This window comes from Xanthobacter sp. DMC47, assembly GCF_056313845.1.
In genome coordinates, this window is sequence record NZ_JBQUZM010000004.1 from 307,471 (window position 1) to 331,248 (window position 23,778).

The following is a 23,778-nucleotide window of genomic DNA, read 5'->3' on the forward strand; positions in this document are numbered from 1 at the left end:
CGCGGACCCGAAAAGCACAGCGGGAGACGACGGGGTTGCGTTCTGAGATTGTGTCCAGTCAGGGTGGCTTTGATCTTGCCGTCGTCGGACAGGCCCTGCGCCTGCCCGGCGCGGCGAATGCGGATGCGCTGTGGCGTCTTCTGACGTCCGGACAGTCATCCGTCCGCGACGTTCCGACCGGGCGCTGGCCCATCGAGCGCGCGCTGCATCCACGTCGCACGGAGCCGGGCTTCAGCTACACCTTCGCCGGCGGCTATCTGGAGGATCCCTTCGGCTTCGATCCGGCGGTGTTCGGCATTTCGCCGCGTGAGGCGCAGCAGATCGACCCGCAGCAGCGGCTGCTGCTGGAGGTGGTCTTCGAGGCGCTGGAGGATGCCGGCCTGCCCCCGTCGCGCACGGCGGGGCAGGAGATCGGCGTCTATGTCGGCGCCTCGAACGTGGACTACCAGTCCGGCGCGGCGGGCGACCCCGCGGCGATCGAGAGTCATTTCATGACGGGGAATTCCCTGTCGATCATCTCGAACCGCATCTCCTACATCTTCGACTGGCGCGGCCCGAGCTTCACGGTTGATTCCGCCTGCTCGTCGTCCTTCGTGGCGCTGGTCCAGGCCGCGGCTGCGCTTGATGCCGGGTTGATCGACACCGCCGTCGTCGCGGGCGTGAACCTGCTGCTGTCGCCGGCGCCTTTCATCGGCTTCTCGCGGGCCTCCATGCTCTCGCCGACGGGGCGCTGCCGCCCCTTCTCTGCGGCCGCCGACGGCTATGTGCGGTCGGAGGGCGCCATCGCCATCGTGCTGCGCCGCGCGTCGGACGCCCGCGCGGCGGGCCAGCGGATTCGCACCGGCATCGTCGGGGCCGCCGCCAATTCGGACGGCCGCACCTCCGGCATTTCGCTGCCCTCCGCCGAGGGCCAGGCGGCGCTGATGTCCGCGCTCTATCAGCGGCTCGGCATCACGCCGGACCAGCTCGCATTCGTCGAGGCGCACGGCACGGGCACGCCGGTGGGCGACCCCATCGAGGCCAGCGCGATCGGTTCCGCCCTTGGCAGGGGCCGTTCGGCGGCGCTGCCGGTGGGCTCGGTGAAGTCCAATATCGGCCATCTCGAATGCGTCTCCGGCCTCGCAGGGCTGGTGAAGGCGGGCATGGCCCTCGCCCAAGCCCACCTCCCGCGCACGCTCTATCTCGACGAGATGAGCCCCTACATCGATTTCGCCGCGCTCAACCTCGCGCCGGCGCGGGAAGAGGTTGCCCTCGACCTGGCCCGCACGCCGTTCGCAGGCGTGTCCAACTATGGCTTCGGCGGCACCAACGCGCACGTGATCCTGCGCGCGCCGGACAAGGCGCCTGAACTGCCGCCGGAATCGGACGCACGCCTCCTGCTGCTTTCGGCCCGGTCCCAGGCCGCGCTGCGGGGGCTTGCCGCCGGCTATGCCGAGCGGATCGAGGCCGGCGACGCGTCGCCGGCGACCATCGCCTCCGCCGCCTTCCACCAGCGCGAACGGATGGACCTTCGGCTTGCGCTGCCGGTGGGCGACGCCAAGGATATGGCGGCGGCCTTGCGCGGGTTTTCCCAGGATGGAGCGGCCCCTTCCGTTGCCACGGGCAAGGTTCAGGTGCGCCCCGGCAAGACGGTCTTCGTCTACAGCGGCAACGGCGCGCAATGGGTGGGGATGGGGCGGACGGCACTCGCCCGCAACCCCGCCTTCCGCACGGCCTTCGCCGCGGTCGACGGGCTCTATCGGGACGTCGGCGGCTGGTCTCTGACGGAAGCGCTGGAGGCCCCGGACCTTGCGAGCCGCCTCGGCCGCACCAGCGTGGCGCAGCCGCTGCTGTTCGCCATCCAGGCAGCTCTCACGGCCGCGCTTGAGGCGGAGGGCGTGGTGCCCGACGTGGTGCTTGGCCATAGTGTCGGCGAAGTCGCCGCCGCGCTGGCGAGCGGAGCGCTCGACCTGGAGCAGGCCGTCCATCTCATCCATCACCGCAGCCAGCGGCAGGAGAGCGTCGCCGGCCTCGGACGCATGATCGCGCTTGCCACCGGACCGGCGCAGGCCGATGCCTTCGTCGCAGGACTCGGCGCGCCCGGCCTCGCGGTTGCGGCCTATAACGGCCCCGGATCGGTGACTCTGAGCGGGCCGGAAACCTCGATCGCGCTCGCGGAAAAGGCGGCACGGCTGCAGCGCATCGCCACCGTCGCCCTCGATATCGCCTATCCGTTTCATTCGGGACTCCTGGACGGGACCGAACAGGCCATCCGCGAGGATCTGAAAGCCCTCGCCCCGCGCGAGACCCGCGCTACCTTCGTCTCGACGGTGACGGGAACGGTCGTTGCCGGACCGAGCCTTGACGCCGAATACTGGTGGCACAACATCCGCCTGCCGGTGCGGTTTGCGGCGGCGGTCGAAGCCGCGGGGGCACTGGGCGGCACCCATTTCGTCGAGATTGGCGCGCGGCCCATCCTGGTTGGCCCGACGGGCGACAGCCTCCGCGAAGCTGGCGTCGCCGCCGAGTGCCTCGGCAGCCTCTCCGAGCGAGACGACCAGACCGACGGCGATCCGGTGCGGGCGCTGGTTGCCCGCCTTGCGGCGCGCGGCCTCGAACCCGATGCGGAATGCGGGTTCGGCGCCCCTCTCCCGCCCCTCTCCTTGCCCAATTATGCCTGGGACCGGCAGCGCTTCGTGCTGCCCACCACCTCGGAGGCCATCGGCCTCTACGGGCGCCTCAATGATGCGCCCGCGCCCCATCCCCTGCTCGGCCTGAAGGTGAGCGAGGGCGTGCCGGAATGGCACGCCTGGGTGGACGCCGAGATCGTGCCCTATCTCGGGGACCATCGGGTGGACGGCGAGGCCGTGGTGCCCGGCGCGGCGCTGGCCGAGATGATGCTCTCGGTCGGCCGTGCGGAGCTTGGCGAAGGCCCGCTGGAGCTTTCCGATTTCGACATCCTGCGTCCGCTCGCCCTCGCCGAGGGCAGCATGCGGGAGGTTTCCACGCGCTTCGAGGCGACCACCCGCACCTGCGAGATCTGGTCCCGCCACCGGCTCGCCGGCGGCGCCTTCGTGCTGCATGCCACCGGCAGGCTGTCGCTCGCCGTCGGCGAGGCCGCACGCCAACCGGGACCGGAGCGCTCCGACGCCTGGCAGGTGACCGAGGACGAGGTCTATGCCGCCGCTGCGCGCTGCGGCCTCGATTACGGGCCGAGTTTCCGCCGCGTGCGCCACGTGGACCGCGATGCCGATGCCGGCATTGCTCAGATCGCGCCCGGCCATCTGCCGCTCGGCGCCTATCAGGACACGCTGCTGATCGACCCGACCGCGCTCGACGCGGCGCTGCACATGCTGTTCCTCGACGCCGACGTGGTGGAAGGCGAAACGCGTACCCACCTTCCGGTGCGCCTCGGCGCGCTCCGGGTCTGGCAGCCGGGCGTCGCCGTCACCCGAAGCATCATGCGCCGCAAGCGCAAGAACCGCTTCACCGCTGTCGTGGACCTCACCTTGCTTGCCGCCGACGACAGCGTCGTCGCCGAGGTCGCCGATCTCGTGCTGCGCGAGGTGGTGCTGTCCCAGCGCCCGGACGAGGACCGCCAGTTCCATGTGGACATCGAGCCCGTGCGCATGGAGGTGGCGACACCGCCCGGCCGCGCGGTCGAGGTGGTGGCCGAGGCCAGCGATGCGGCACTGTTGCTACGGGCCTTCGTGCGCTCCTTCGCGTACGAGTGCGCGGCCGAAGCCGATGCCGGCTTCCTCTTGCGCGCCGATGAAGGCCGCGCGGCCGTGCTCATGGGCTATCTGGCCGCCTGCGGGCTTGCCGACCGCGAGGAAACGGGATGGCAGCTCAAGGCGGCGGCTCTTCCGCCGTCCCGCCTGATCTTCCGTTCGATGGCCGAGCGGTTTCCGCAGGCGAATGCGGAAATTCGCCTTGCCGCCCATCTCATGGCGAGCCTTCCGGCGTCGCTCTCCGGAGGGGGCTCCGACCTTCCCGCCCACCTCGCGGAGCAGTTCGAGACGGAGTCGGTTGCCGCCGCTGCGCTGCTTGGAACGCTGCGCGAGGTCGTCGAGGCGCGTATTGCCGCCTGCGCGCCGCGGCCGATCCAGATCGTCGCCGGCTCGCGGCCCGGCGCTGCGCTGATCGCCCTTCTGCTCCCGTTCGCCCGCGACGGGCGCGCTCAGGTGACGATCATCGGAGCGAATGCCGCCGATTGTGAGCGCCTCGCGTCCATGCCGGGCATGGATGCCTTTTCCGTGGTCGACAGCGCAGCACCGGACACGGCCTTCCTACCGGTCGATCTCGTGCTCGGCCGTGCCGACGGCACCGCCGACGTCGACATCCTGGAGCGCGTCGCCCCGCTCTGCCCCGGGGCGCAGGTCGCGGTCGCCGTTCCGGCCTTCGACCCTGCGCTTGACCTTCTGCTGGGTGCGGCCGATCCCGAAGCCGCTGCACGCCAGCACCCGCCGGCTCCGGAATTGGTGGAGGGTGCCCTGCAGCGCGCAGGCACCGGCGAGACCATCCGGATTGACGGGCCCGGTGCGACGCTGCTCATGGCGACGATCACCCTCCCCGCGCTTGTGGCCGAGAAGACGGCACCTCTCTGGGTCGTCGGCGATAAAGCCCCGGCCTTTGCGCTGGCGTTGGCGGGGCCGGTAGATCGCGTTGTCGGCGGAACGCCTCCAGCGCCGGAGACGGCGCCCCACGCGCTGGTTCTACCATTGGCCTTCGACCCCGAGGTTTCGCCACGCGAGGCATTGGCGTCCGCCCTGCTCGACCTCAAGGCGCTGATCGCCTGGGCTGCTACGGCAGGCTCGGCGCTATGGATCGTCACTGCGCGTGGCCGGCAGCAGCCGGGCGAGGTGCTGGATCCCCTTGCGGTCGCCATCTCGGCATTCGTACGGGTCGCGATGAACGAGACGCCGGGTCTCGACCTGCGGCTCGTTGATGTAGATGCCCACGACGCCGCATCCGCGCGTCGAGTCCGCAGCATCATCCTCGCCTCTGGACCGGAGACGGAGCGCATCTCCCGTCCCGGCGGCGAATACGCCGTCCGGGTCCGCCGCGGCCCTGCGCACGCGGCGGCCTCGATCGACGAAGCCCGTCGCACACGGCTCCATGTGGGTCGGCAGGGCGCGCTCGGGGCGATGGAATGGCGCGCCGAGCCGCGCATCCCACCCGCCGAGGGACAGATCGAGATCGAGGTGGCCGCGACCGGCCTCAATTTCCGCGACGTGATGCTGGCGCTGGGCGCGCTGGACGATGACATCCTTGGCCCGGGCCTCACCGGCGCATCCCTCGGCTTCGAGATGGCCGGCACGGTGACGCGGGTGGGACCCGGCGTCACCGATCACGCCGTCGGCGACCGCGTGATGGGCTTCGCGCCTGACGCGTTCTCGTCTCATGTGACGGTGCCGGCCTGGTTCGCCTTCAAGGTGCCGGAAACCCTGGCCCTGGAGGCGGCAGCGGCCGTGCCCGTGGTTTTCGCCACGGCCTGGTACGCGCTCGTGGACCGCGCCCGCCTGACTGCTGGAGAGACCGTGCTGGTACACGGCGCGGCGGGTGGCGTGGGCCTCGCCGCCGTGGGCATCTCCCTGGCGCGCGGCGCGCGGGTGATCGCCACCGCCGGCACGCCGGAGAAGGCGGCCCTCCTCAAGGCTCTGGGCGTGGAGGCCGTCTACAACTCCCGCGACCTGGCCTTCGCCCGCGACATCGCGCGCGATCATGGCAAGGTCGACGTGGTGCTGAACTCCCTGGCCGGGGATGCCATGGCGGCAAGCCTGAAGCTGGTGAAGCCGTTCGGTCGCTTCATTGAGCTGGGCAAGCGCGACTTCCTCTCCAACACGACGGTGGGTCTGCGCCCCTTCGCCCGCAACATCAGCTATTTCGGCGTGGACCTCGACCAGCTGCTCGCCCACGACAAGGCGCGGGCGACGGCGTTGATGGCCGAGATCGGCGAAGCCTTTGCGAATGGCTCGCTCCAGCCGATTCCCTATCGAGTCATGGAGGGATCGGCGACGGAAGATGCCTTCCGCCAGATGCAGGCGGCGCGGCACGTGGGCAAGATCGTGGTGCGCCCGCCGCGCACGGGCCGTGTCGTTTCCAGCGCGCCGGAGACGCCAGCCCTTCGCGAGGGCGTCCATCTCGTGCTCGGCGGCAATGGCGGCTTCGGTCTTGAAACCGCCTTGTGGATGGCAGCTCAAACGACCGGCACGGTGGCGATCGCGTCGCGCTCCGGCGTGCGGGCAGCCGACGATCTGGCCCGCATCGAGGCCGCACGCGCGGCCGGTGCCCGTATCGTCATCGAGCAGGCGGATGCCCGCGATGCGCCGGCCCTGGAGGCGCTGGTGGACCGGCTCGTCGCCGAGCATGGCCCCCTTCGCAGCGTGGTCCACACCGCCATGGTGCTGCGCGACGGTGCCATCCCCAACCTCGACGCCGAAAGCCTCGACGCCGTGCTGGCGCCGAAGGTGGACGGCGTTCTGACCCTCGACCGGATCACAGACAGACATCCGGTGGACCATTTCGTCGTCTATTCCTCCGCCTCGGCCATGATCGGCAGTCCCGGACAGGGCGCCTATGTGGCGGCCAACGCCTTCCTGGAGGGCGTGGTGCGCAACCGCCGGGCGCGTGGGTTGCCGGGCCTCGCCGTGGCCTGGGGGGCCATCTCCGACGCCGGCGTCATCGCCAAGGACCAGGAACTCGGCCAGAGACTGACGCGGGCCACAGGCGTCGCCGGCATCGCCTCGGCGGAGGCTCTCGGCTTTCTCGGCCGGCTCATGGCGCAGGGCGATGCCGCAGACGTGGTCAACGTCTATGCGCAGGTGAACCGCACCGCCATCGCGAGCCAGCTGCCGGTGCTGCGCACGCCGACCTTCCCGCGCCTGTTCTCCACCGCGGCGGATGGGGCGGCCGGGAGCGGCGAGGATCTGATGGAGCAGATCGCCGGCCTCGGCGATGCGGAGGCGCGCGTGCTTCTGCGCGAGGTGCTGGGCCGCGAGGTCGCCGGCATCCTGCGCCTGCCGCCGGACGCGGTGACGGGCACGGCTGCGCTGTCCGAACTCGGCATGGACTCGCTGATGGCCCTGGAGCTGCGCCTGACGCTGGAGAAGAAATTCGGCTTCGAGCTGCCGCTGCTCTCCATCGGCAGCGGGCGCACGCTCGATGACCTGGCCGCCGTTGCCCTCGGCAGCCTCAGGTCGCCCGAGAATGCCGCGCCTGCCGAGACGGCCGCACCGGCTGTGGTCCTCGCGCCCGAGGAAGCCGCCCTTGCGGCCCGGCACGGCGTGCGGCTGGACGCGGAATCCATCGAGGCCCTGACCGAGATGGCCGCCACATCGCCCCGCGACGCTGCGGGGACAGGTTCGTGAGGCACGTGCCATGAGCGGGCGCCGCGGCCTGTCAGATGAGGATCTCGCGCATCTGCTGGGCGAGATGCGTGCGGGCACGGCGGCGCCGGCTCCCTCCCCCGCTTTCGTGGACCGGGAGGGGCTGCTCTCGTTCGAGTCACTGCCGCGCTATCGGGAGCTTGAGGCGCAGCGCTCGGCCGCGAGCATGCTAGGGCTGAAAAATCCCTACCACCGCCTGCACGAGGGACGTTCCGGCGCCACCGCGCGCATCGGCGGGCGGGAAGTCGTCAATTTCGCAAGCTATGACTATCTCGGCCTCAATGGCGACCCGCGCATCACCCGTGCCGTGTCCGCCGCGGTCGAGGCTTGGGGAACCAGCGTTTCCGGCAGCCGCCTGTCGTCGGGCGAGCGGCCGGCGCATCTGGCGCTGGAGCGCGCGCTGGCCGACGTCTATGGGGCGCAGGATGCGGTCGCCTTCGTGAGCGGCCACGCCACCGCCATTGCCGTCCTTCCGACGCTGATGGGGCCGAAGGATCTCGTCGTCACCGACGCCTTCATGCACAACAGCGTGGTGCTCGGCGCCCAATATGCGCCGGCCACCCGCCGCACCTTCCCGCACAACGATCTGGACGCTCTGGAGGCCATGCTGGGTCGCGAGCGGCACCGGTTCGAGCGGGTGCTTGTGGTCAGCGAGGGCCTGTTCTCCATGGATGGCGACGGGCCGGACCTCGCCCGCCTTGTCGCGCTGAAGGAGCGCTTCGGCTTCTGGCTGATGATCGACGACGCCCACGGGCTCGGCGTGCTGGGGGCGACGGGGCGCGGCATTGCCGAGCATGCGGCCATCGATCCAAAGGGCGTGGACATCTGGTTCGGCACGCTTTCAAAATCGTTGGTGAGCTGCGGCGGCTACATCGCGGGACCGGCGGCGATGGTCGCCTATCTGAAAGCCTTCGCGCCGGGCATGGTCTATAGCGTCGGCCTTCCGGTGCCGGTGGCGGAAGCCGCGCGCACCGCGCTGGGCCTGATGCTGGAAGAGCCGGAGCGCGTCGCGCGCCTCCAGGCCAACAGCCGCGCTTTCCGGGACGGTGCAGCCTCGCTCGGCCTCGACGTGGGGCCGTCCTGGGGCGCTGGAATCGTGCCGATCATGGTGGGCGAGACCATCAAGACCGTGATCCTCGCACAGCGCCTGCTGGAGCGCGGCATCAACGCCTTCCCGGTGCTGCCGCCGGGGGTTCCTGAGCGGTCCGCACGGCTGCGCTTTTTCCTCTCCGCCGCTCACACGCCGGAGCAGATCGAGGCGGCGCTGGAGGCACTGGCCGAGGAAGCGGGCGCGCTGGGGCTCACCACGGATCGACCGCGCTGAGGGCATCGAGCCAAGCCGCAAAGGCGCGGTCCCAGCCGAGCAGGGGCCGCTCGGCCAGCGCTCCGTCGCGCAAGGCCAGCCGTGCCGCTTCGTCCTCCACCAGCCGCGCTGTCCCCTCCACGAAGCCTGACGCATCTGCGGGGGCGAAAAGCAGCCCGTTGGCGCCGTGGCGCACCTGCCCGGGCAGGCCCCCGGCCCGGGGCGCAAGCACCGGAAGGCCACTCGCCAGCGCCTCGTAGACGGCAAGGCTGGCATTCTCGAAGCGCGACTGGGTGGCAGAGAGATCACTGTTGGCGAGAAGCGCACCCATCTCGGCCCGCGGCACCGGCCCCGCAAGGAAGCCGCACGGCAGCGATGTCACCAGCCGCTCCACCTCTTGCCGCATGGCCCCATCGCCCGCGACCACGATCCCCAGGGCCGGCCCGAGCCGCGCGGCCAGCGCCGGCAGCACGCGCTGCCAGTCTGCCCAGCCCTTGTCGGCGGTCAGCCGGCCGGCGATCAGCATCACCACCCGTCCGTCGAGATCGGGGCGGTCCCAGCGCGCGCGCCAGTAGCCGGAGCAGCGCAGTTCAGGGCGAAAGCCCTCTGTGTCCACGCCGTTGAACCGGCCGGCGTGGCCGTTTGCGAGGCCGAAACGCTGGAGCCTGGCAAGGCTGGCCTTACTTGGTACGAGGGTGGCGTCGTAGCGATTGTAGAGCTGCGCCACGGCCCGCCAGACCACCGCGCGCAGCGGAGCATAAAGACCACGGCTGTTGCCGCCCGCCCCGAGATAATCGGCGAAATTGGTATGGAAGAAAGCGACCAGAGGCACGCGGTGGCGCCGGGCGAAGGCACGGGCCGGGGGGCGGCGCAGGCCCAGGGCAAGACGCTCGGGCTCGTCCACGTGGATCAGGTCGGGCCGGAAGGCGGCGAGCGCTCGATCGATCTCGCCTGCGGCCGCAGGCACGACATTGCGGTCCGACGCGGCCGCACCGAAGGGCACGCTGGTCAATCCCGCAAAGGTAACGGCCGGCGACAACCCGGCGGGGCGGGCACCATCGGCGGCAGCGGGTGCCAGCAGCAGCACCTCGTCGCCACGCGCCACCAGCCGGCGTACGCGGGCATCGACGCTCACGGTGACGCCATCGAGGACCGGCAGGACACCGGAGGCGAGGAGGGCGATCCTCATACCGGCATCGTCAAACGGGAACCGGGATTGCACCGGCCGGCACGGCGCCAAAGGAACGGTAGAAGGCGAGAAGATCGAGCGCCATGTCGCGCTCGGTCCGGTCGTAGGTGGTTGTCCGGCTGAGGGTCGCGGCAAGGTCGGGAACATCCACGAAACGCTGCAGCACCGTGGCCAACGCTTCCGCATCGCCTCGAGGAAAGGAGAATCCGTTGACTCCCTCCTCGATGAACTCGGTCATGCCCGGCACATCGGAAACGACCACGGGTGTGTGCGTGGCGAGGGCCTTCAGCAGCGTCAGGGGCGCGTTCTCAAACCAGGTGGAAGGCATGACCAGCACGTCCACCTCGGCGAGCAGCCCAGACATCTCGCCTTCTGCGAAGGTGCCGCGAAAACGCGCCGGCAAGGGCGGGATCGTCTGCGTCGCCACCGCGCGCAGATCCCGCGAATAGGCCGGCGACAGGCTCTCCGATCCCCAGATATCGACGGTAAAGGCATCGCGCGGCAACGCGCGCAACGCCTGGAGCAGCAGGTGCGGGCCTTTGTGATAGGCCAGCTGGCCGATGAAGCCGAAGCGCACCGGCCGTGCGGACGCGGCGGGCTTGGGCGCGCGATCAATCTCGACGCCGAAGGGCGAGCGGAAGAGGGGCGGCCCGGCCCCATGCGCATCGAACAGTTCGGCGAGGAAGGCGCTGGGCGCGAAGGCCGCCCGGCAGTGGGCCAGAGCAACGCGCAGAACGCGGGCCCGGTCGCGGACCGCCCGCGCGTCGCGCCCGAGGTCCAACGGCAGCACGGGCGCAAGGGTGGCGGCTGTCGCCGCGGCAACAGAGCGGACGGACGGCTGCGCCAGAACCCGCCAGAACGCGTTCGGCCGCTCCCCCGCCCGCGCGAGCAGCCCGCAGGACAGGCAGTTGCTGCGGTTGGCGTTCGGCCCGTTACAGAGCCCGCCGTCGGGCAGCTCCAGCCGCGTGGTGAGGCACAGATTGAAGAAATCGGTCAGCGTCGCGAAGGTCGGGATTCCTAGCCGCGCCGTCACGTGCGGCAGGGCGGCGGTGAAATTGGCGAGGTGGCAGATATGCACCACATCCGGTGCGAGCGTGCGCAGGATGCGTTCGAGGAGTGGGGCGAGGCCGGGATGATCGTAGTCCTCGCGGGCCGTGCGGGACGGGGTCCGGTTGCGGTCAATCCGCACCACCGGGATGCCCTCGATCTCGTAGCGCTCGATCTCCTCCGCCTGGTCTGGCTCGCCGACCGCCCGGGCGGTCACGACAGTGGGCGCGTGCCCCAAGGCCTTGAACTGCCTCGCAAGGGCAAGCGTGTAGGCCTCGGTGCCATAGACGTGGTCCGGATAAAAGGCGTGGACGAACAGGGCGACACGCAGCGGCCGCATGGAGAATCTCGGAACGTCCTTCGGCACGCCACGCATCGAATCCCAATCCTCGTGACTTGCGATGCCAGCTCATGGATTACCCTGCGTTGTGAGTGGCGCGCAACCGACGCCGGCAATATGGCGCATTGACGATACGGGCAAATGCCGCAACCAAAGGTAGTACTAGAACCCGTTTTGTTGCATTGCGAACCGGCCAGGTCGGCCCAAATGCAAGTCTGGCAACGGGTGGCCCGGGCTACATCCGCAGGCACATTCTGCGCACTCCTGGTGGAGATTCGATCGCGAAGTGTTCGATATGGCGCGCCATGTTTCGGGCGTCCCGTTCCCATCGGCGTGCGCGCGCCGACAGGGGGCTCCGGCTCGCCCTGTTGCCGATTCCAGCAACCAGGCCGAGCCGGATAGGGAAGCGGGCCGCTCGCGCCGGGAGCTTCAGCCCGGCTGAGCCGATACGCGTTTTCTAGCCGCCGGCGAAAGCCTCGCATAAGCTGGTCGCGGGTGCCGTCGCAGGATGGCAGCAGGGATCGGCGGTGGCATGTTCGATGCGGTGATTATCGGCGGCGGTCCGGCCGGGGCGTCCTGTGCGCTCTGGCTGAAGATGCTCGGCTTCCGCCCCTGCATCGTCGAGCGCCGGCCGGTGCTCGGCGGGCTCGGCAACGACAATCCCTACCCCAATCAGTGGATCGCGCCCATCCGCGACAAGACCGGCATCGAGATTGCCGCGGAGGTGGACCGCCACATGCGCGACCACGACATTGTCTGTCGCACAGGCGAGGCCGTGACCGAGCTGGAGGTCGTGCCGGGCGGCTTCCGCATCACCACTGCCACCGGAGAAGTGGTGATGGGGCGGGCCTGCGTGCTTGCCACCGGCGTGCGGCCGGTGAAGGGCGGCTTCACCGCGTCCGAGCACGTCATCATCGGGCCCGGCCAGACCCTGTTCAACGCCGATTTCGAGGGCCGCTCGGTCGCCATCCTCGGGGGCGGGGACAATGCGTTCGAGAACTACATCTTCGTGCGCAAGCGCGGTGCCGCCCGCGTCACCCTGTTCGCCCGTACAATCCGCGCGCGGCGCGAGTTCCTGGAGAAGGTGCCGCCCGCGGACGTCCGCATCGGCCCCTATCCGGTGCAGCCCGACGTGCCGGCCGTGGCGGGCGAGCAGTTCGATCGCTTCCTCGTGCTGTATGGCTGGGAGCCCTATCTGCCCTACGCCCGGCATCTCGGACTTGCGCGCGATGCCCGCGGATTCGTCGAGACCAGCCTCGATTGCGAGACCTCGATCCCCAATCTCTACGCCATCGGCGAGATCGCGCAGCGCATGCACCCCTGCTGCGTGACATCCATGGCGGACGGGGTGGTCGCGGCCAAGGCCATCCAGCGCACACTGGAGCAGGACGCCATCGCCCGCTTCGCCGAGCGCGTTCGCCGCGCCGCCGCCGATGCGATGCCGACTTCCGTCCGCCCGCCGCGCATCACTTAGGGACGTGACCTTTTTACAGAGAGGCCGCCTCGCCCCTTCCCGCCAGGGAGAGCCGATCGCGCCCACCGGGGAACGCCAGGGTGGTCGCCCCCGGCGGGGCGAGGGCGGCGGCCACCTCGGGCCGTCGCAGCAATGCGGCGGAGGCCTCATAGGCCGCCCCGACCGACGCGAGCATGGGCGTCTGTTCAACGTTCGCGACGATGCGGGCGGGGCGTGGGGAGAAGACCACGATCCGGTCGGCCAGACGCACCGCTTCGGTCACGTCGTGGGTGACGAACAGCACTGCCGCGCCCGCCCCTTCCACCTCGGCCCGCAGCAGCGCCTGGAGATCGTGGCGCAGGCCGACGTCCAGGGCGGAGAACGGCTCGTCCATCAGCACGAGATCCGGCGAAAGAGCGAAGGCCCGGGCGATAGCGACCCGTTGCAGCATCCCGCCCGAGAGCTGGGATGGGCGCTTGTCCAGGTCCTGCGCCGAGAAGCCGAGGCGCATCAGGATGGCCTCCGCGACGACGCGGCGCTCCGCCTTGCCCACGCCCGCCGCCTTGAGACCGAAGGCGGCGTTGTCGCGCGCATTGGCCCATGGCAGCAGGCGCGGGTCCTGAAACACCATGGCAACGCGGCGAAATGCGTTCTCCACCCGTCCGGCGGTGGCCGGCGCGACCCCGGCGGCGATGCGCAGCAGGCTGGTCTTGCCGCAGCCGGAGGGGCCGAGCAGCACCACCAGCTCGCCCGCGGCGACATGAAGATCGATGCCGGCGATGATGTCGGCCTCGCCAAACCGGAGCCGCAGACCGCTCAGAGAGAGCATGCTCATGCCTCGGCAGAGACGGGTGGCGTCGCCGCGCGCCCTATCCTGCGCCGCCGAAGGGGCGCAAGGAGCAGCGCATCGGCAAGGATCAGCACCGCCACGGCGAGGACGATCCACGCCATGGTTTCCGGTAGATCGAAATGGGCGCGTGCGGTGGCGATGCCGCCGCCCACCCCATCCGCGCCGCTCAGCACTTCCGCCATGACCGCCACCTTGAAGGAGAAGGCGAGCGCGGTGGCGACGGCCGGGATGAGGAAGTCCGCCAGCGCCGGCAGGACGAGATCGGTCAGCCGCATCAGCGCGGGCGCCCGATAGAGCTGCGCCATCTCGGCGAGCGCCCGGTCGTGGCTCCGCACGCCCTGCAACGTGGCGATAAAGAGGATGGGCGCGGCGGTAATCGCCACCGTGAACGTCGCCGCAGCGCCGCCCGGCCCGAACCAGAGCAGCGCCAGCACCACCCAGGCGATGGGCGGCGTGCCGAGAAGCGCGGTGAACACCGGATAGGACATGGCCCCGACCGGCAGCGCGAGCCCGCCGGCGACGCCGAGAAGGAAGCCGACCGCGCCTCCCGCGGCGCAGCCGGCCAGGGCGTGAACCAGCGTCGCCAGCAGCGCCGGGCCAGCCTTTCCGGTGGCGATGAGCCGGGCAAGGGCCTCGCCCGTTTCGGCAAGGCTCGGCAGCACGAACGGCCCGAAGGCCACGGCCCCCCACTGCCAGGCCCCGGCCAGTAGTGCGAGCCCCGCCGCACCCCAGGCCAGGCTCTGGAGCGAAGCGGAGAGCGCGGGCGGATTGAGACCCATGGAAGCCGTCAGAAGTCGAGATAGAAGCTGTCGGGGGGCAGCTTCCCGGCCAGCGCATCCGGCTGGAAGGAGAGCAGCGTCTCGTAGAAAGCGACAAGGCCGGGCTTCAGCTTCGCCGCGGGCTCGGCCACCACGTTGAAATGGGAGAGCGCGCTGGCGAGAATGGGCGCCTTCATGTCCATCTTCTCCTCGCCCAGTTGGCCGGCCGCAGCGGGATCGGCCAGCACCCAGTCGCGCGCGCCCGGCAGGCCAGCGGCCATGGCCATCAGAAGTTCCGGGCTCTCCTCGATCAGCCGCTCATGCACGGCGATGCCGGCCATGGGCAAGCCGAGGCCGCCATGCTGCTTTTTCCAGTCGTCCTGAAGGCTGATGGCACGGTTGAGCGTGCGGCCCTCCTTCTTCGCCATCATGATGGCGGCGGTGGCCGGCGGCTCGGAGAGGATGGCCGTGGTGGCGCGCCCAGCGGCGAGCATCTGCGCCGCCTCCATGGGGGTGCGCACATAAGTGAGGGTCATGTCCTTGTCCGGGTCCATGCCATAGCCGCGCGCGATGGAGCGGAAGACGAGATCGGGCATGTCATTCTTGAAGAATCCGACCAGTTCCTTGCCGGCGAGGTCCTTGAACGAGGTGATGCCCGCGTCGGACGAGATGACGAAAAGATGGCCCATGGAGAGGATGGCGAACAGCTTCAGCGGCAGGCCGCGATTGGCGAGGTTCGCCGGAACATGGGTCGGGGTCGTGAACAGGCTGGTGCGGCCCGAGACGATGGCGGCGCGCAGTTCGTCCGTGTCGCGCCACAGGCGGAAGGTGGCGTCGGGCGCGCTCGCACTGAGGGCTCCCGACTGGAGCAGGCGCAACAGGACGATGGTCGAGCCGTTCGGCGCGCCGAGGATCTCCAGCCCCTTCGCCGGAGCCGCCAGCGCCGAGCCCCGCGGGGCCAATGCGCCAGCTGTTGCGCCGGCCATGGCACCCAGAATGCGGCGCCGGTTGAGCAATATCGTCATGTCCAATCCTGCCATCAAAGCCAGCGGGAGCCGGAAAAGCTATATCCGTAGCAATATAACAATTTCGCATCGCCTCAAAGGCAAGGCAGCTGCGGCGGAACGGCCCGACGATCGGCACCGGATGCGAAGGGTTGCTTTCGCGCCACTATGCGCGCCGGCCTTTCGCTGCACGCGCGGAAGTCCTTGGCCGCGCCCCGCGAGCCGGGCAAGATCAGCGCAAACGGACCGCGGGAGGCGGCGGACAAGGGGGCGTGGATGTTTGAGGTGATCGGGACGGGGCACAGCGCCAGCATCAGGACTGGGGGCATGCGGACGGCACTGTTCGTCGCTGGTCTCGCCGCCCTCCTCCTCGCACTGGCCGCGCCGGCCGGCGCACAGACGCTGGATCGCCTGGCGAAGGGCGATCCCTTCCGCATCGGCTATCGCCAGTTCGCCCCGCCCTATTCCTATGCCGCCAGCAATGGCCAGCCCTCCGGCTATATCGTCGATCTCTGCCGCGAGGTGGCGGATGCGCTCAAGCGCGCGCTCAAGCTGCCCAACATGCCGGTAGACTATGTGAAGGTCTCGGCCGAGGACCGCTTCGAGGCGGTCCGCGACGGGCGCATCGACATCCTGTGCGAGCCAACCTCCATGACCATGTCGCGGCGGGCGCTGGTGGATTTCTCGCTCCCGACCTTCCTCGATGGCGCAGGCGTGGTCACGCGCGGGCCGGCAGTGAAGGGACTGGAAGAGCTGCGGGCCAAGAAGGTGGGCGTGCTCAAGGGCACCACGACCGAAGAGACGCTGCGCTCGACCCTCGCGCAGATGGGCATCGCCGCCACCATCGTCACCGTCACCGACCACCCGGACGGGTTGAAGCAGCTGTCCGAGGGCAAGCTCGACGCCTATTTCGGCGACCGCGGCATCCTCAACTATCTCATCGCCAACACGCCGTTCGGCAGCCGCCTGAGCCTTTCGGACCAGTATTTCACCTTCGAGACCTATGCGCTGGGCCTGCCGCGCGGCGACCAGGCGTTCCGCCTGCTGGTTGACACCACCCTCGCCGACCTCTACCGGACTGACCGCATCCGCGACATCTATGCCAAGAGTTTCGGCAAGTTCCCGCCGGACCAGTTCCTGAACGCGCTGTTCGTCATCAACGGCGTGCCGAAATAGACAGGCGTTTTCCTCGAAGGCATATTTGTTGCTTATCGCTGACGAATGAGGTCGCGGCAGATGCGCCGCGTCCGCCCGATCGGAGCGCGCCATGGCTCATGTCCATCGCATCGGAGCGAAGTCCTTCGTCTTCTCCGACCTCAAGGACCTGATGGCCAAGGCGACGCCGCCGCGCTCGGGCGACATGCTCGCCGGCATCGCCGCCGCCACGGCCGAGGAGAATGTGGCGGCGCGCATGTGCCTCGCCGACCTGCCCTTGAAGACCTTTCTCGCCGAACCGCTGGTTCCCTATGAGGGGGACGAGGTGACGCGGCTCATCCTCGACAGCCACGACGGCGCGGCCTTCGCGCCGGTCTCGGCCATGACGGTGGGCGATTTCCGCGATTTCCTGCTCTCCCCCGCGGCGACGCCCGAGGTTCTGACGGCCCTCGCCCCCGGCCTGATGCCGGAGATGGCGGCGGCGGTCTCCAAGATCATGCGCAACCAGGATCTCATCCTCGCCGCCCGCAAGTGCCGGGTGGTGACGCGCTTCCGCAATACCATCGGCCTGCCCGGCACCATGGCGGTGCGGCTCCAGCCCAACCATCCGACCGACGACGCAGCCGGCGTCTCCGCCGCCATTCTGGACGGCCTGCTCTATGGCTGCGGCGATGCGGTGATCGGCATCAACCCCGCCTCCGACAGCGTGCCGGTGATCGACCGCCTGCTGAAGCTGATGGACGAGATCATCTCGCGCTTCGAGATTCCCACCCAGAGCTGCGTGCTGACCCACATCACCACCGCCATCGCGCTGATGGATCGCGGTGCGCCGGTGGACCTCGTGTTCCAGTCCATCGCCGGCACGGAGGGGGCGAACCGCTCCTTCGGCATCGACCTGAAACTGCTCGCCGAGGGCACCGATGCGGCGCGCGCGCTCAAGCGCGGCACGGTGGGGCAGAACGCCATGTATTTCGAGACCGGCCAGGGCTCGGCCCTGTCCGCCGGCGCGCACCATGGCGTCGACCAGCAGACGCTGGAGGCGCGCGCCTATGGCGTCGCCCGCGCCTTCGATCCGCTGCTGGTGAACACGGTGGTGGGCTTCATCGGCCCCGAATATCTCTATGACGGCAAGCAGATCATCCGTGCCGGGCTGGAGGATCATTTCTGCGGCAAGCTGCTCGGCGTGCCTCTGGGGGTGGACGTCTGCTACACCAACCATGCCGAGGCCGATCAGGACGACATGGACACGCTGCTCACCTTGCTCGGGGCGGCGGGCGTCACCTACATCATGGGCATTCCCGGTGCCGACGACGTGATGCTGAACTACCAGTCCACGTCCTTCCACGACGCCCTCTACATCCGCGAGGTGCTGGGCCTGAAGCGCGCGCCGGAGTTCGAGGCGTGGCTGGAGAAGATGGATATCACCGGCGCAGACGGGCGCCTGCTGCCGGCCGACGCCCGTCATCCGATCCTGGGCTATGTGGCGGAGCGCGCGGCATGATCGCCCGCGATCCCTGGTCGAAGCTCGCCCGCCACACCCCGGCCCGCATCGCCCTGGGTCGCACCGGCGCAAGCCTCCCCACCGAGGAGGTGCTGCGCTTCGCCCTCGCCCATGCGCAGGCGCGCGATGCCGTTCACACGCCCTTCGATGCGGATCGGGTGGAGGAAGAGGTGCGCAGCCTCGGCTTTTCCACCCTGCGGGCAGAAAGCGCGGCGCAGGCGCGTGACGTCTATCTCCGCCGGCCGGACCTCGGCCGCCGCCTCTCCGACGAAAGCCGTGCCCGCCTCGCGCAGGCGGCGGGCGAGCCCGTGGACCTTGCGCTGGTGGTGGCGGATGGCCTCTCTTCGGCCGCGGTCCACGCCCACACGCTCCCCTTCCTCGCGGCGTTGAAGGCGCGCATCACGGACGCCGGCTGGACCACCGCACCGGTGGTCATCGCCTCGCAGGCGCGGGTCGCGCTGGGGGACGAGGTGGGCCATCTGCTGAAGGCCCGCGCCGTGGCGCTGCTGGTGGGCGAGCGGCCCGGCCTCTCCTCTCCGGACAGCCTTGGCCTCTACCTCACCTACAATCCCAAGCCCGGCCGATCGGATGCGGAGCGCAATTGCATCTCAAACGTGCGCCCGGAGGGTCTTGCCTACGATCTGGCCGCCTTCAAGCTCGCGTGGCACATTCGCGAGGCATTCGCGCGGCAGCTCACGGGCGTCGAATTGAAGGATGAAAGCGATCTGCTGCTCGAAACCGGCCTGCCGCCTCTGCGTCTCGGCGCGAGCTGACGGTTTTTGCCGGCGCCCTTAGGGAATGGCAACAAAGTTGCCTGTAGGGCAAGCGCGCCGGACCTTACTCTGGTGCTATCGGAGGGCTGGGCATGGCCGAAGGCAGCAAATCCGGCGTTACCTACACCACGGTTGATGTTTCCTATTTCGAGCAGCGGGCCCTGAAGCGGCACGCGCGCGTCTGGTCGCTCTGGGCGCTCGGCGTCGGGGCAGTGATCTCCGGCCATTTCTCGGGCTGGAACCTCGGCATTGCCTCGGGCGGCTGGGGCGGCATGTTCATCGCGGCGGTCATCATCGCCATCATGTATCTCGGCCTCACCTTCTCCATCGCCGAAATGTCGCCGGCCCTCCCCCACACGGGCGCAGCCTATTCCTTCGCGCGCACCACCATGGGGCCATGGGGCGGCTTCGTCACCGGCCTGTGCGAGAACGTGGAATACGTCATCACCCCGGCGGTGGTGGTGTCCTTCATCGGCTCCTACATGGGCTCCATCTTCGGCACGCCACCGGCATTCCAGCCGGTTTACTGGATCTTCGGCTACATCATCTTCGTGGGCCTCAACATCGCCGGTGTGGAACTCTCCTTCCGCGTGACGCTGGTGGTGACGCTGGCCGCGTTGGCCTGCCTTGTCGCCTTCTGGGTCAGCGCCCTTCCGGTGGCCAATTTCTCCCGCTGGGCGCTGAACATCGGCGTCGGGCCGGACGGCACGGCGGTGGAATTGCCCAACGGCGGCGGGCCGTTCCTGCCCTTCGGCATCGGCGGGGCACTCGCGGCCCTGCCCTTCGCCGTCTGGCTGTTCCTCGCCATCGAGCAATTGCCGCTGGCGGCCGAAGAATCGGTGGACCCCAAGACCGACATGCCCAAGGGCATCATGGCCGGCATGGCGACGCTCATCGTCTCCGCCTTCATGATCCTCTGGCTGAACTCCTCGGTGGCCAATGGCTCCTTCGGCCTCTCGACGTCACTCGAGCCGCTGCTGGACGGCTTCAAGGCCATCTATGGCGACGGCCTCGCCAAGCTCCTCGCGGCGGTGGCGGTGATCGGGCTGATCGCCTCGTTCCACACCATCATCTATGCCCAGGGCCGGCAAATCTATTCGCTGTCGCGGGCCGGCTACTTCCCGCGCGGCCTGTCCGTCACCCACGGCGGGCGCAAGACGCCGCATGTGGCCATGGTGGCGGGCGCGCTGGTGGGCCTCGTCATCATGCTCGGCATCTGGTTCGCGCTGGGCGCGGAAGCGGGCGCAGCGGCCATCGGCGGCACGCTGCTGAACATGGCGGTGTTCGGCGCCATGCTCTCCTACGTGATGCAGGCCATCTCCTTCATCCTGATGCGCAAGAACATGCCGCACATCGAGCGGCCCTATAAGAGCCCCTTCGGCATCCCCGGCGCGGTGGCGACGATCGTGATCGCGCTCGTCACCATCTGGTTCCAGCTCTCCGATCCCATCTACCGGAACGGCGTGATCGGCGTGGCCATCTGGTTTGCGGCGGGCATCGCCTATTTCGGCCTCTGGGGCCGGCACAAGCTGGTGCTTTCGCCGGAGGAGGAGTTCGCCCTCTCCAAGGGCACAGCCGAATACAAGAGCTACTGAGCGGCGGCGGTCCGCCCCTGCGGGCGGACCGCATTTCCCGATCAGATCACCGAGACCACGCGGAAGGTGTGCATCTCGTCGTCCTCATGGACCGAGACATATTCCCCCACCTCGAACCGCTCGTCGCCGAAGCGGTAGCCGGCCTCGTCATCGTCCGTGCCGGAAATGTCATAGCGGAACGCCCAGCTGCCGCCGGGGCGGCGCACCAGATGGCCCACCTCGTCCGCCTCGTCCGGGCGGAACTTCACCACCCGGCAGCTGTCGCGATGCTTTGCCCATTCCGTCGCATCGATGCGGCCGGCGCTGTCCAGGGGCGCCACGAAGCTGTAGCCGAAATTGCGGGCGCCGTCGGGATGTCCCTTTTCGCGGGCGAGCTCCATGCGGATCTGACGGAAGCCGTGCGGCAACTGGGTCATGCTTTTTGTCTCCCCGGCCTTCCGGCCTTTGGCCCCGTCCCGAGCGCAAACATCACGATGCGTTGACGGAAGCCTCTTTCACCCTCCGCCTCCCGGCGCGGCCATAGGCAGCGAGGCGGCGGAGTGCGATCATGACGACGCCCTGAAGGGCGACGCGTGGAAATGTGATTTTCCCCGATCCGGCGTGCAAGGCATTTGACCTTCCGCAACGCCGAAGTCTCACATCCGTGAAACGGTAATTCTGATGGGCGCTGGGGGCTGCTCAGGTCCGGGGGTCATCGTCAGACGGGAGAAATGGACATGAACGACTCGGTGATGTTCCAGGGTCTCGCCCGCGCGCTGTCACCCGCCACGCCGCCCATGGCATGGCCGGTTACCGTGTGGAAGAACCTGTTCTTCGACTGCCCGATCGCGGTCAGCACGCATCTGCAGCAATTTGTCGGCCGGCAGATGCAGGAGCAGATGGACCTTCTCAACCAGCTTTCGCGCGAGCAGAATCCTTCAGCCTTCGTCACCCGCGAGGCAGCTTTCCTGCAGCAATCGGCCCTTGCCTGGAGCACCGAACTGGTCGCCGTGGGCGAGATCGTCCAGTCCAAGCTGCTGAACGCCACCCAGCCGGAGCAGCAGGACGGCGAGCCGCCGTTTGCCCGGGCTGCGTGAAGCTTTCCGCGTAAGCCGAAATGATCGCCTTCCCCCGGCCTGCCGGGGGAATTGGCGCGAGGATCATCAGGCCGTCTCTCGCCGCTGAGCCTGCGTCGTCTTCCCCGCCCGGATTGCCCCGGCGGCGCCATGGCGCCATGGTGGGACCGAAGCGTTCTGAATCGGTCGCCCCCTGTGCTTATCGTTGAAATCCCGTATCGCGACCCGTTCGCCGCGTTCCAGGCCTTCGCCGACGCCCCCCATTGCGCCTTTCTCGACAGCGCTGCGGAGGGCGACGTGCGGGCGCGCTGGTCCTATATCGGCGCGGATCCCTATGCCTTCATCACTTCCGGCGCGGACGGCGTCCGGCTGAACGGCGCCCTCGTGCCCGGAACGCCGTTTGACGTGCTGGCGCGCGCGCTCAATCCCGGCGACCTGCCGCCCTGCCTCGGCCCCTCCTCGGCCCCTGTGCCCTTCCTGGGCGGCGCCATGGGCTATCTCGGCTATGAGCTGGGCCGGCATCTGGAGCGGCTGCTGCCGCCCCGCCCCGCCGAACCGGCGGTGCCGGAAATGGCCATGGGCCTCTACGACGCCATCCTCGCCTTCGACGGGCTGGAAAAGCGCGCCTTCATCGTCTCCAACGGCCGCCCCGAAACCGGAGATGCGGCCGAGGCCCGCGCCCAGCGCCGCGCGCAGGAGCTTTTCGACCGGCTCGCCACCGCGCCCGCTGCGGCCCCCGCTCCCGATTTCAGCCGCACCGGCACGTTCACGCCCGACCAGCCGCGGGCGGACGTGGAGGCGGAAGTGGCGCGGGTGATCGAATACATCCGCGCCGGCGACATCTTCCAGGCCAACCTCACCCACCAGATGCGGGCAAAGATGCCGGAAGGTCTCACGGACCTTGCCCTCTACACCCGCCTGCGCGCGCTCAGCCCCTCCCCCTTCGCCGCCTTCCTGCGTGCCGGCAAGAATCTCGCGGTGCTCTCCGCCTCGCCCGAGCGCTTCCTCTCGCTCACCTCCGACGGGCGGGTGGAGACGCGCCCCATCAAGGGGACCCGCCGCCGCAGCGCCGACCCCGCCGAGGACAAGGCGCTGGCCGACGCCCTCCTCGCCTCGGTGAAGGACCGGGCGGAAAACCTGATGATCGTGGACCTCATGCGCAACGACCTCTCGCGGGTCTCGCAGGTGGGCAGCGTGAAGGTGCCGGTGCTGTGCGGGCTGGAGACCTTCGCGAGCGTCCATCATCTGGTGTCGGTCATCGACAGCCGGCTCAAGCCCGGCCTCGGCCCGGTGGACCTGCTGAAGGCCTGCTTCCCCGGCGGCTCCATCACCGGCGCGCCGAAGATCCGCGCCATGGAGATCATCCACGAGCTGGAGCCCTCCCCGCGTGGGGTCTATTGCGGCTCGGTGGCGTGGATCGGCTTCGACGGAGCTATGGATTCCTCCATCGTCATCCGCACCATCACCCGCTCCGGCGACACGCTGCTGACCCAGGCGGGCGGCGGGATCGTCGCCGATTCCGATCCGGCGGACGAATATGAGGAGAGCCTCGTGAAGCTCTCGCCCATGCTGCGCGCGCTTTCGGGGGACGGCGCATGAAGCTGTTCCTCGGCACCCGGCTGGTGGAGGAGGCGGAGGCGGCCGTGTCGCCGTTCGATCGCGGCTTCACGCTTGGGGATGGGCTGTTCGAGACGGTGCGGGTGAAGGGCGGCCGCGTGCTCCGTGTCGAAGCGCATCTCGCCCGTCTCGCGACCGGGGCCAAGGTGCTGGGAATGCCCCTGCCCTCTCTCAACCTTTCCGAGGCGCTGTTACGGACCGCCGAAGCCAACGGCCTGTCGGAGGGCGTGCTCCGCCTCACCCTCACCCGCGGCACCGGCCCACGCGGCGTGCTGCCGCCGGCCGAGCCGAAGCCGACGCTGGTCATAACCGCCGCCCCGCTCTCCCCGCCTTTGCCGCCGGCGCGCCTCGTCATCGCGCAGGGCACCCGCCGCAACGATCGCTCGCCGCTGGCACAGGTGAAGTCGCTCAACTATCTCGACGGCATCCTCGCCCGGCAAGAAGCGGCACGACGGGGCGCGGATGACGCCATCCTGCTCAACACGCGCGACGGCGTGGCGGAGACATCCATCGCTAACCTGTTCGCCGTCATCGACGGCGCGCTGGTGACGCCGCCTTTGTCCGAAGGCGTGCTCCCCGGCGTGATGCGGGCGAACGTGATCGGCGCCGGAGCCCTGGAGCGGCCGTTGACGGCGGACGATCTCGCATCGGCCGAGGAAATCCTGCTCACCTCGGCGCTCGGCATCCGTTCCGTCGCGACGTTGGAAGGCCGTCCCCTCCCCTCCACCGCGGCCGCGGACCGCCTGCGCGGCCTGATCGAGGGCGCATGAG

16 protein-coding genes are annotated in these 23,778 nt (G+C 69.4%); 10 read left to right on the forward strand and 6 right to left on the reverse strand.

Going from position 1 to position 23,778, the window contains the following annotated elements; all coding sequences use genetic code 11:
- Positions 1-35 precede the first annotated feature (35 nt).
- Positions 36-7,349 carry an SDR family NAD(P)-dependent oxidoreductase gene (locus ACT54R_RS13200; protein WP_476326962.1) on the forward strand — a complete coding sequence of 2,438 codons (7,314 nt, stop codon included), beginning with the start codon at positions 36-38 and terminating at the stop codon, positions 7,347-7,349.
- Positions 7,350-7,359: 10 nt separating this feature from the next.
- A complete protein-coding gene (locus ACT54R_RS13205) occupies positions 7,360-8,691 on the forward strand; it encodes an aminotransferase class I/II-fold pyridoxal phosphate-dependent enzyme (protein ID WP_476326964.1) in 1,332 nt (443 codons plus the stop codon).
- Here the strand turns inward: ACT54R_RS13205 and ACT54R_RS13210 are convergent.
- Positions 8,669-9,859: a glycosyltransferase gene (locus ACT54R_RS13210; protein ID WP_476326966.1), complete on the reverse strand. Its 1,191-nt coding sequence runs from the start codon at positions 9,857-9,859 to the stop codon at positions 8,669-8,671. The two genes, ACT54R_RS13205 and ACT54R_RS13210, sit on opposite strands and share 23 nt — an antisense overlap.
- A 10-nt stretch (positions 9,860-9,869) precedes the next feature.
- The gene (locus tag ACT54R_RS13215) at positions 9,870-11,246 is read right to left on the reverse strand and encodes a glycosyltransferase (protein WP_476326968.1); all 1,377 of its coding nucleotides are present in this window, start codon (positions 11,244-11,246) and stop codon (positions 9,870-9,872) included.
- A gap of 508 nt (positions 11,247-11,754) precedes the next feature.
- On the opposite strand from ACT54R_RS13215, the gene ACT54R_RS13220 reads away from it, so the two are divergent.
- Positions 11,755-12,720, forward strand: a complete 966-nt coding sequence (locus tag ACT54R_RS13220) for an NAD(P)/FAD-dependent oxidoreductase (RefSeq protein ID WP_476326970.1) — start codon at positions 11,755-11,757, stop codon at positions 12,718-12,720.
- Positions 12,721-12,733: 13 nt separating this feature from the next.
- Here the strand turns inward: ACT54R_RS13220 and ACT54R_RS13225 are convergent, their stop codons facing one another.
- From ACT54R_RS13225 to ACT54R_RS13235, 3 genes are read right to left on the reverse strand one after another with little or no spacing between them, the layout of a single operon-like run.
- Complete coding sequence (locus ACT54R_RS13225) at positions 12,734-13,528, reverse strand: ABC transporter ATP-binding protein (RefSeq protein WP_476326972.1); 795 nt, start codon at positions 13,526-13,528, stop codon at positions 12,734-12,736.
- 2 nt (positions 13,529-13,530) lie between these two features.
- Positions 13,531-14,328: an ABC transporter permease gene (locus ACT54R_RS13230; RefSeq protein ID WP_476326974.1), complete on the reverse strand. Its 798-nt coding sequence runs from the start codon at positions 14,326-14,328 to the stop codon at positions 13,531-13,533.
- An 8-nt stretch (positions 14,329-14,336) separates the two neighbouring features.
- Positions 14,337-15,332, reverse strand: coding sequence for an ABC transporter substrate-binding protein (locus tag ACT54R_RS13235; RefSeq protein WP_476326976.1), 996 nt, complete (start codon positions 15,330-15,332; stop codon positions 14,337-14,339).
- 306 nt (positions 15,333-15,638) lie between these two features.
- On the opposite strand from ACT54R_RS13235, the gene ACT54R_RS13240 reads away from it, so the two are divergent.
- The 4 genes from ACT54R_RS13240 to ACT54R_RS13255 all read left to right on the forward strand — a co-directional run bounded on the left by ACT54R_RS13240 (position 15,639) and on the right by ACT54R_RS13255 (position 20,335).
- Complete coding sequence (locus ACT54R_RS13240) at positions 15,639-16,487, forward strand: amino acid ABC transporter substrate-binding protein (RefSeq protein ID WP_476326978.1); 849 nt, start codon at positions 15,639-15,641, stop codon at positions 16,485-16,487.
- Positions 16,488-16,578: 91 nt separating this feature from the next.
- Positions 16,579-17,967, forward strand: a complete 1,389-nt coding sequence (locus ACT54R_RS13245; RefSeq protein ID WP_476326980.1) for an ethanolamine ammonia-lyase subunit EutB — start codon at positions 16,579-16,581, stop codon at positions 17,965-17,967.
- Positions 17,964-18,740, forward strand: coding sequence for an ethanolamine ammonia-lyase subunit EutC (gene eutC, locus ACT54R_RS13250; protein WP_476326982.1), 777 nt, complete (start codon positions 17,964-17,966; stop codon positions 18,738-18,740). Before ACT54R_RS13245 ends, eutC begins: the two co-directional genes overlap by 4 nt.
- A 92-nt stretch (positions 18,741-18,832) precedes the next feature.
- Positions 18,833-20,335, forward strand: coding sequence for an amino acid permease (locus ACT54R_RS13255; RefSeq protein ID WP_476326984.1), 1,503 nt, complete (start codon positions 18,833-18,835; stop codon positions 20,333-20,335).
- A 41-nt stretch (positions 20,336-20,376) separates the two neighbouring features.
- Here ACT54R_RS13255 and ACT54R_RS13260 read toward each other — a convergent pair whose 3' ends face one another.
- Complete coding sequence (locus ACT54R_RS13260) at positions 20,377-20,751, reverse strand: hypothetical protein (RefSeq protein WP_476326986.1); 375 nt, start codon at positions 20,749-20,751, stop codon at positions 20,377-20,379.
- 300 nt (positions 20,752-21,051) lie between these two features.
- Here ACT54R_RS13260 and ACT54R_RS13265 point away from each other — a divergent pair, with 300 nt between their 5' ends.
- The 3 genes from ACT54R_RS13265 (at position 21,052) to ACT54R_RS13275 (ending at position 23,777) form a co-directional block, all read left to right on the forward strand.
- On the forward strand, positions 21,052-21,411 hold the full coding sequence (locus tag ACT54R_RS13265) for a hypothetical protein (RefSeq protein ID WP_476326988.1): 360 nt from the start codon (positions 21,052-21,054) through the stop codon (positions 21,409-21,411).
- Positions 21,412-21,585: 174 nt separating this feature from the next.
- The gene (gene pabB, locus ACT54R_RS13270) at positions 21,586-22,989 is read left to right on the forward strand and encodes an aminodeoxychorismate synthase component I (protein ID WP_476326990.1); all 1,404 of its coding nucleotides are present in this window, start codon (positions 21,586-21,588) and stop codon (positions 22,987-22,989) included.
- The gene (locus tag ACT54R_RS13275; RefSeq protein WP_476326992.1) at positions 22,986-23,777 is read left to right on the forward strand and encodes an aminotransferase class IV; all 792 of its coding nucleotides are present in this window, start codon (positions 22,986-22,988) and stop codon (positions 23,775-23,777) included. The genes pabB and ACT54R_RS13275 overlap by 4 nt, the downstream gene beginning before the upstream one ends.
- Position 23,778: the final 1 nt, after the last annotated feature.

Coding starts and splice junctions, on each gene's coding strand:
- ACT54R_RS13205 (WP_476326964.1), top strand. CDS start 7,360: ATGAGCGGGCGCCGCGGCCTGTCAGATGAGGATCTCGCGCATCTGCTG.
- ACT54R_RS13210 (WP_476326966.1), bottom strand. CDS start 9,859: ATGAGGATCGCCCTCCTCGCCTCCGGTGTCCTGCCGGTCCTCGATGGC.
- ACT54R_RS13215 (WP_476326968.1), bottom strand. CDS start 11,246: ATGCGGCCGCTGCGTGTCGCCCTGTTCGTCCACGCCTTTTATCCGGAC.
- ACT54R_RS13220 (WP_476326970.1), top strand. CDS start 11,755: ATGGCAGCAGGGATCGGCGGTGGCATGTTCGATGCGGTGATTATCGGC.
- ACT54R_RS13225 (WP_476326972.1), bottom strand. CDS start 13,528: ATGCTCTCTCTGAGCGGTCTGCGGCTCCGGTTTGGCGAGGCCGACATC.
- ACT54R_RS13230 (WP_476326974.1), bottom strand. CDS start 14,328: ATGGGTCTCAATCCGCCCGCGCTCTCCGCTTCGCTCCAGAGCCTGGCC.
- ACT54R_RS13235 (WP_476326976.1), bottom strand. CDS start 15,332: ATGACGATATTGCTCAACCGGCGCCGCATTCTGGGTGCCATGGCCGGC.
- ACT54R_RS13240 (WP_476326978.1), top strand. CDS start 15,639: ATGCGGACGGCACTGTTCGTCGCTGGTCTCGCCGCCCTCCTCCTCGCA.
- ACT54R_RS13245 (WP_476326980.1), top strand. CDS start 16,579: ATGGCTCATGTCCATCGCATCGGAGCGAAGTCCTTCGTCTTCTCCGAC.
- eutC (WP_476326982.1), top strand. CDS start 17,964: ATGATCGCCCGCGATCCCTGGTCGAAGCTCGCCCGCCACACCCCGGCC.
- ACT54R_RS13255 (WP_476326984.1), top strand. CDS start 18,833: ATGGCCGAAGGCAGCAAATCCGGCGTTACCTACACCACGGTTGATGTT.
- ACT54R_RS13260 (WP_476326986.1), bottom strand. CDS start 20,751: ATGACCCAGTTGCCGCACGGCTTCCGTCAGATCCGCATGGAGCTCGCC.
- ACT54R_RS13265 (WP_476326988.1), top strand. CDS start 21,052: ATGAACGACTCGGTGATGTTCCAGGGTCTCGCCCGCGCGCTGTCACCC.
- ACT54R_RS13275 (WP_476326992.1), top strand. CDS start 22,986: ATGAAGCTGTTCCTCGGCACCCGGCTGGTGGAGGAGGCGGAGGCGGCC.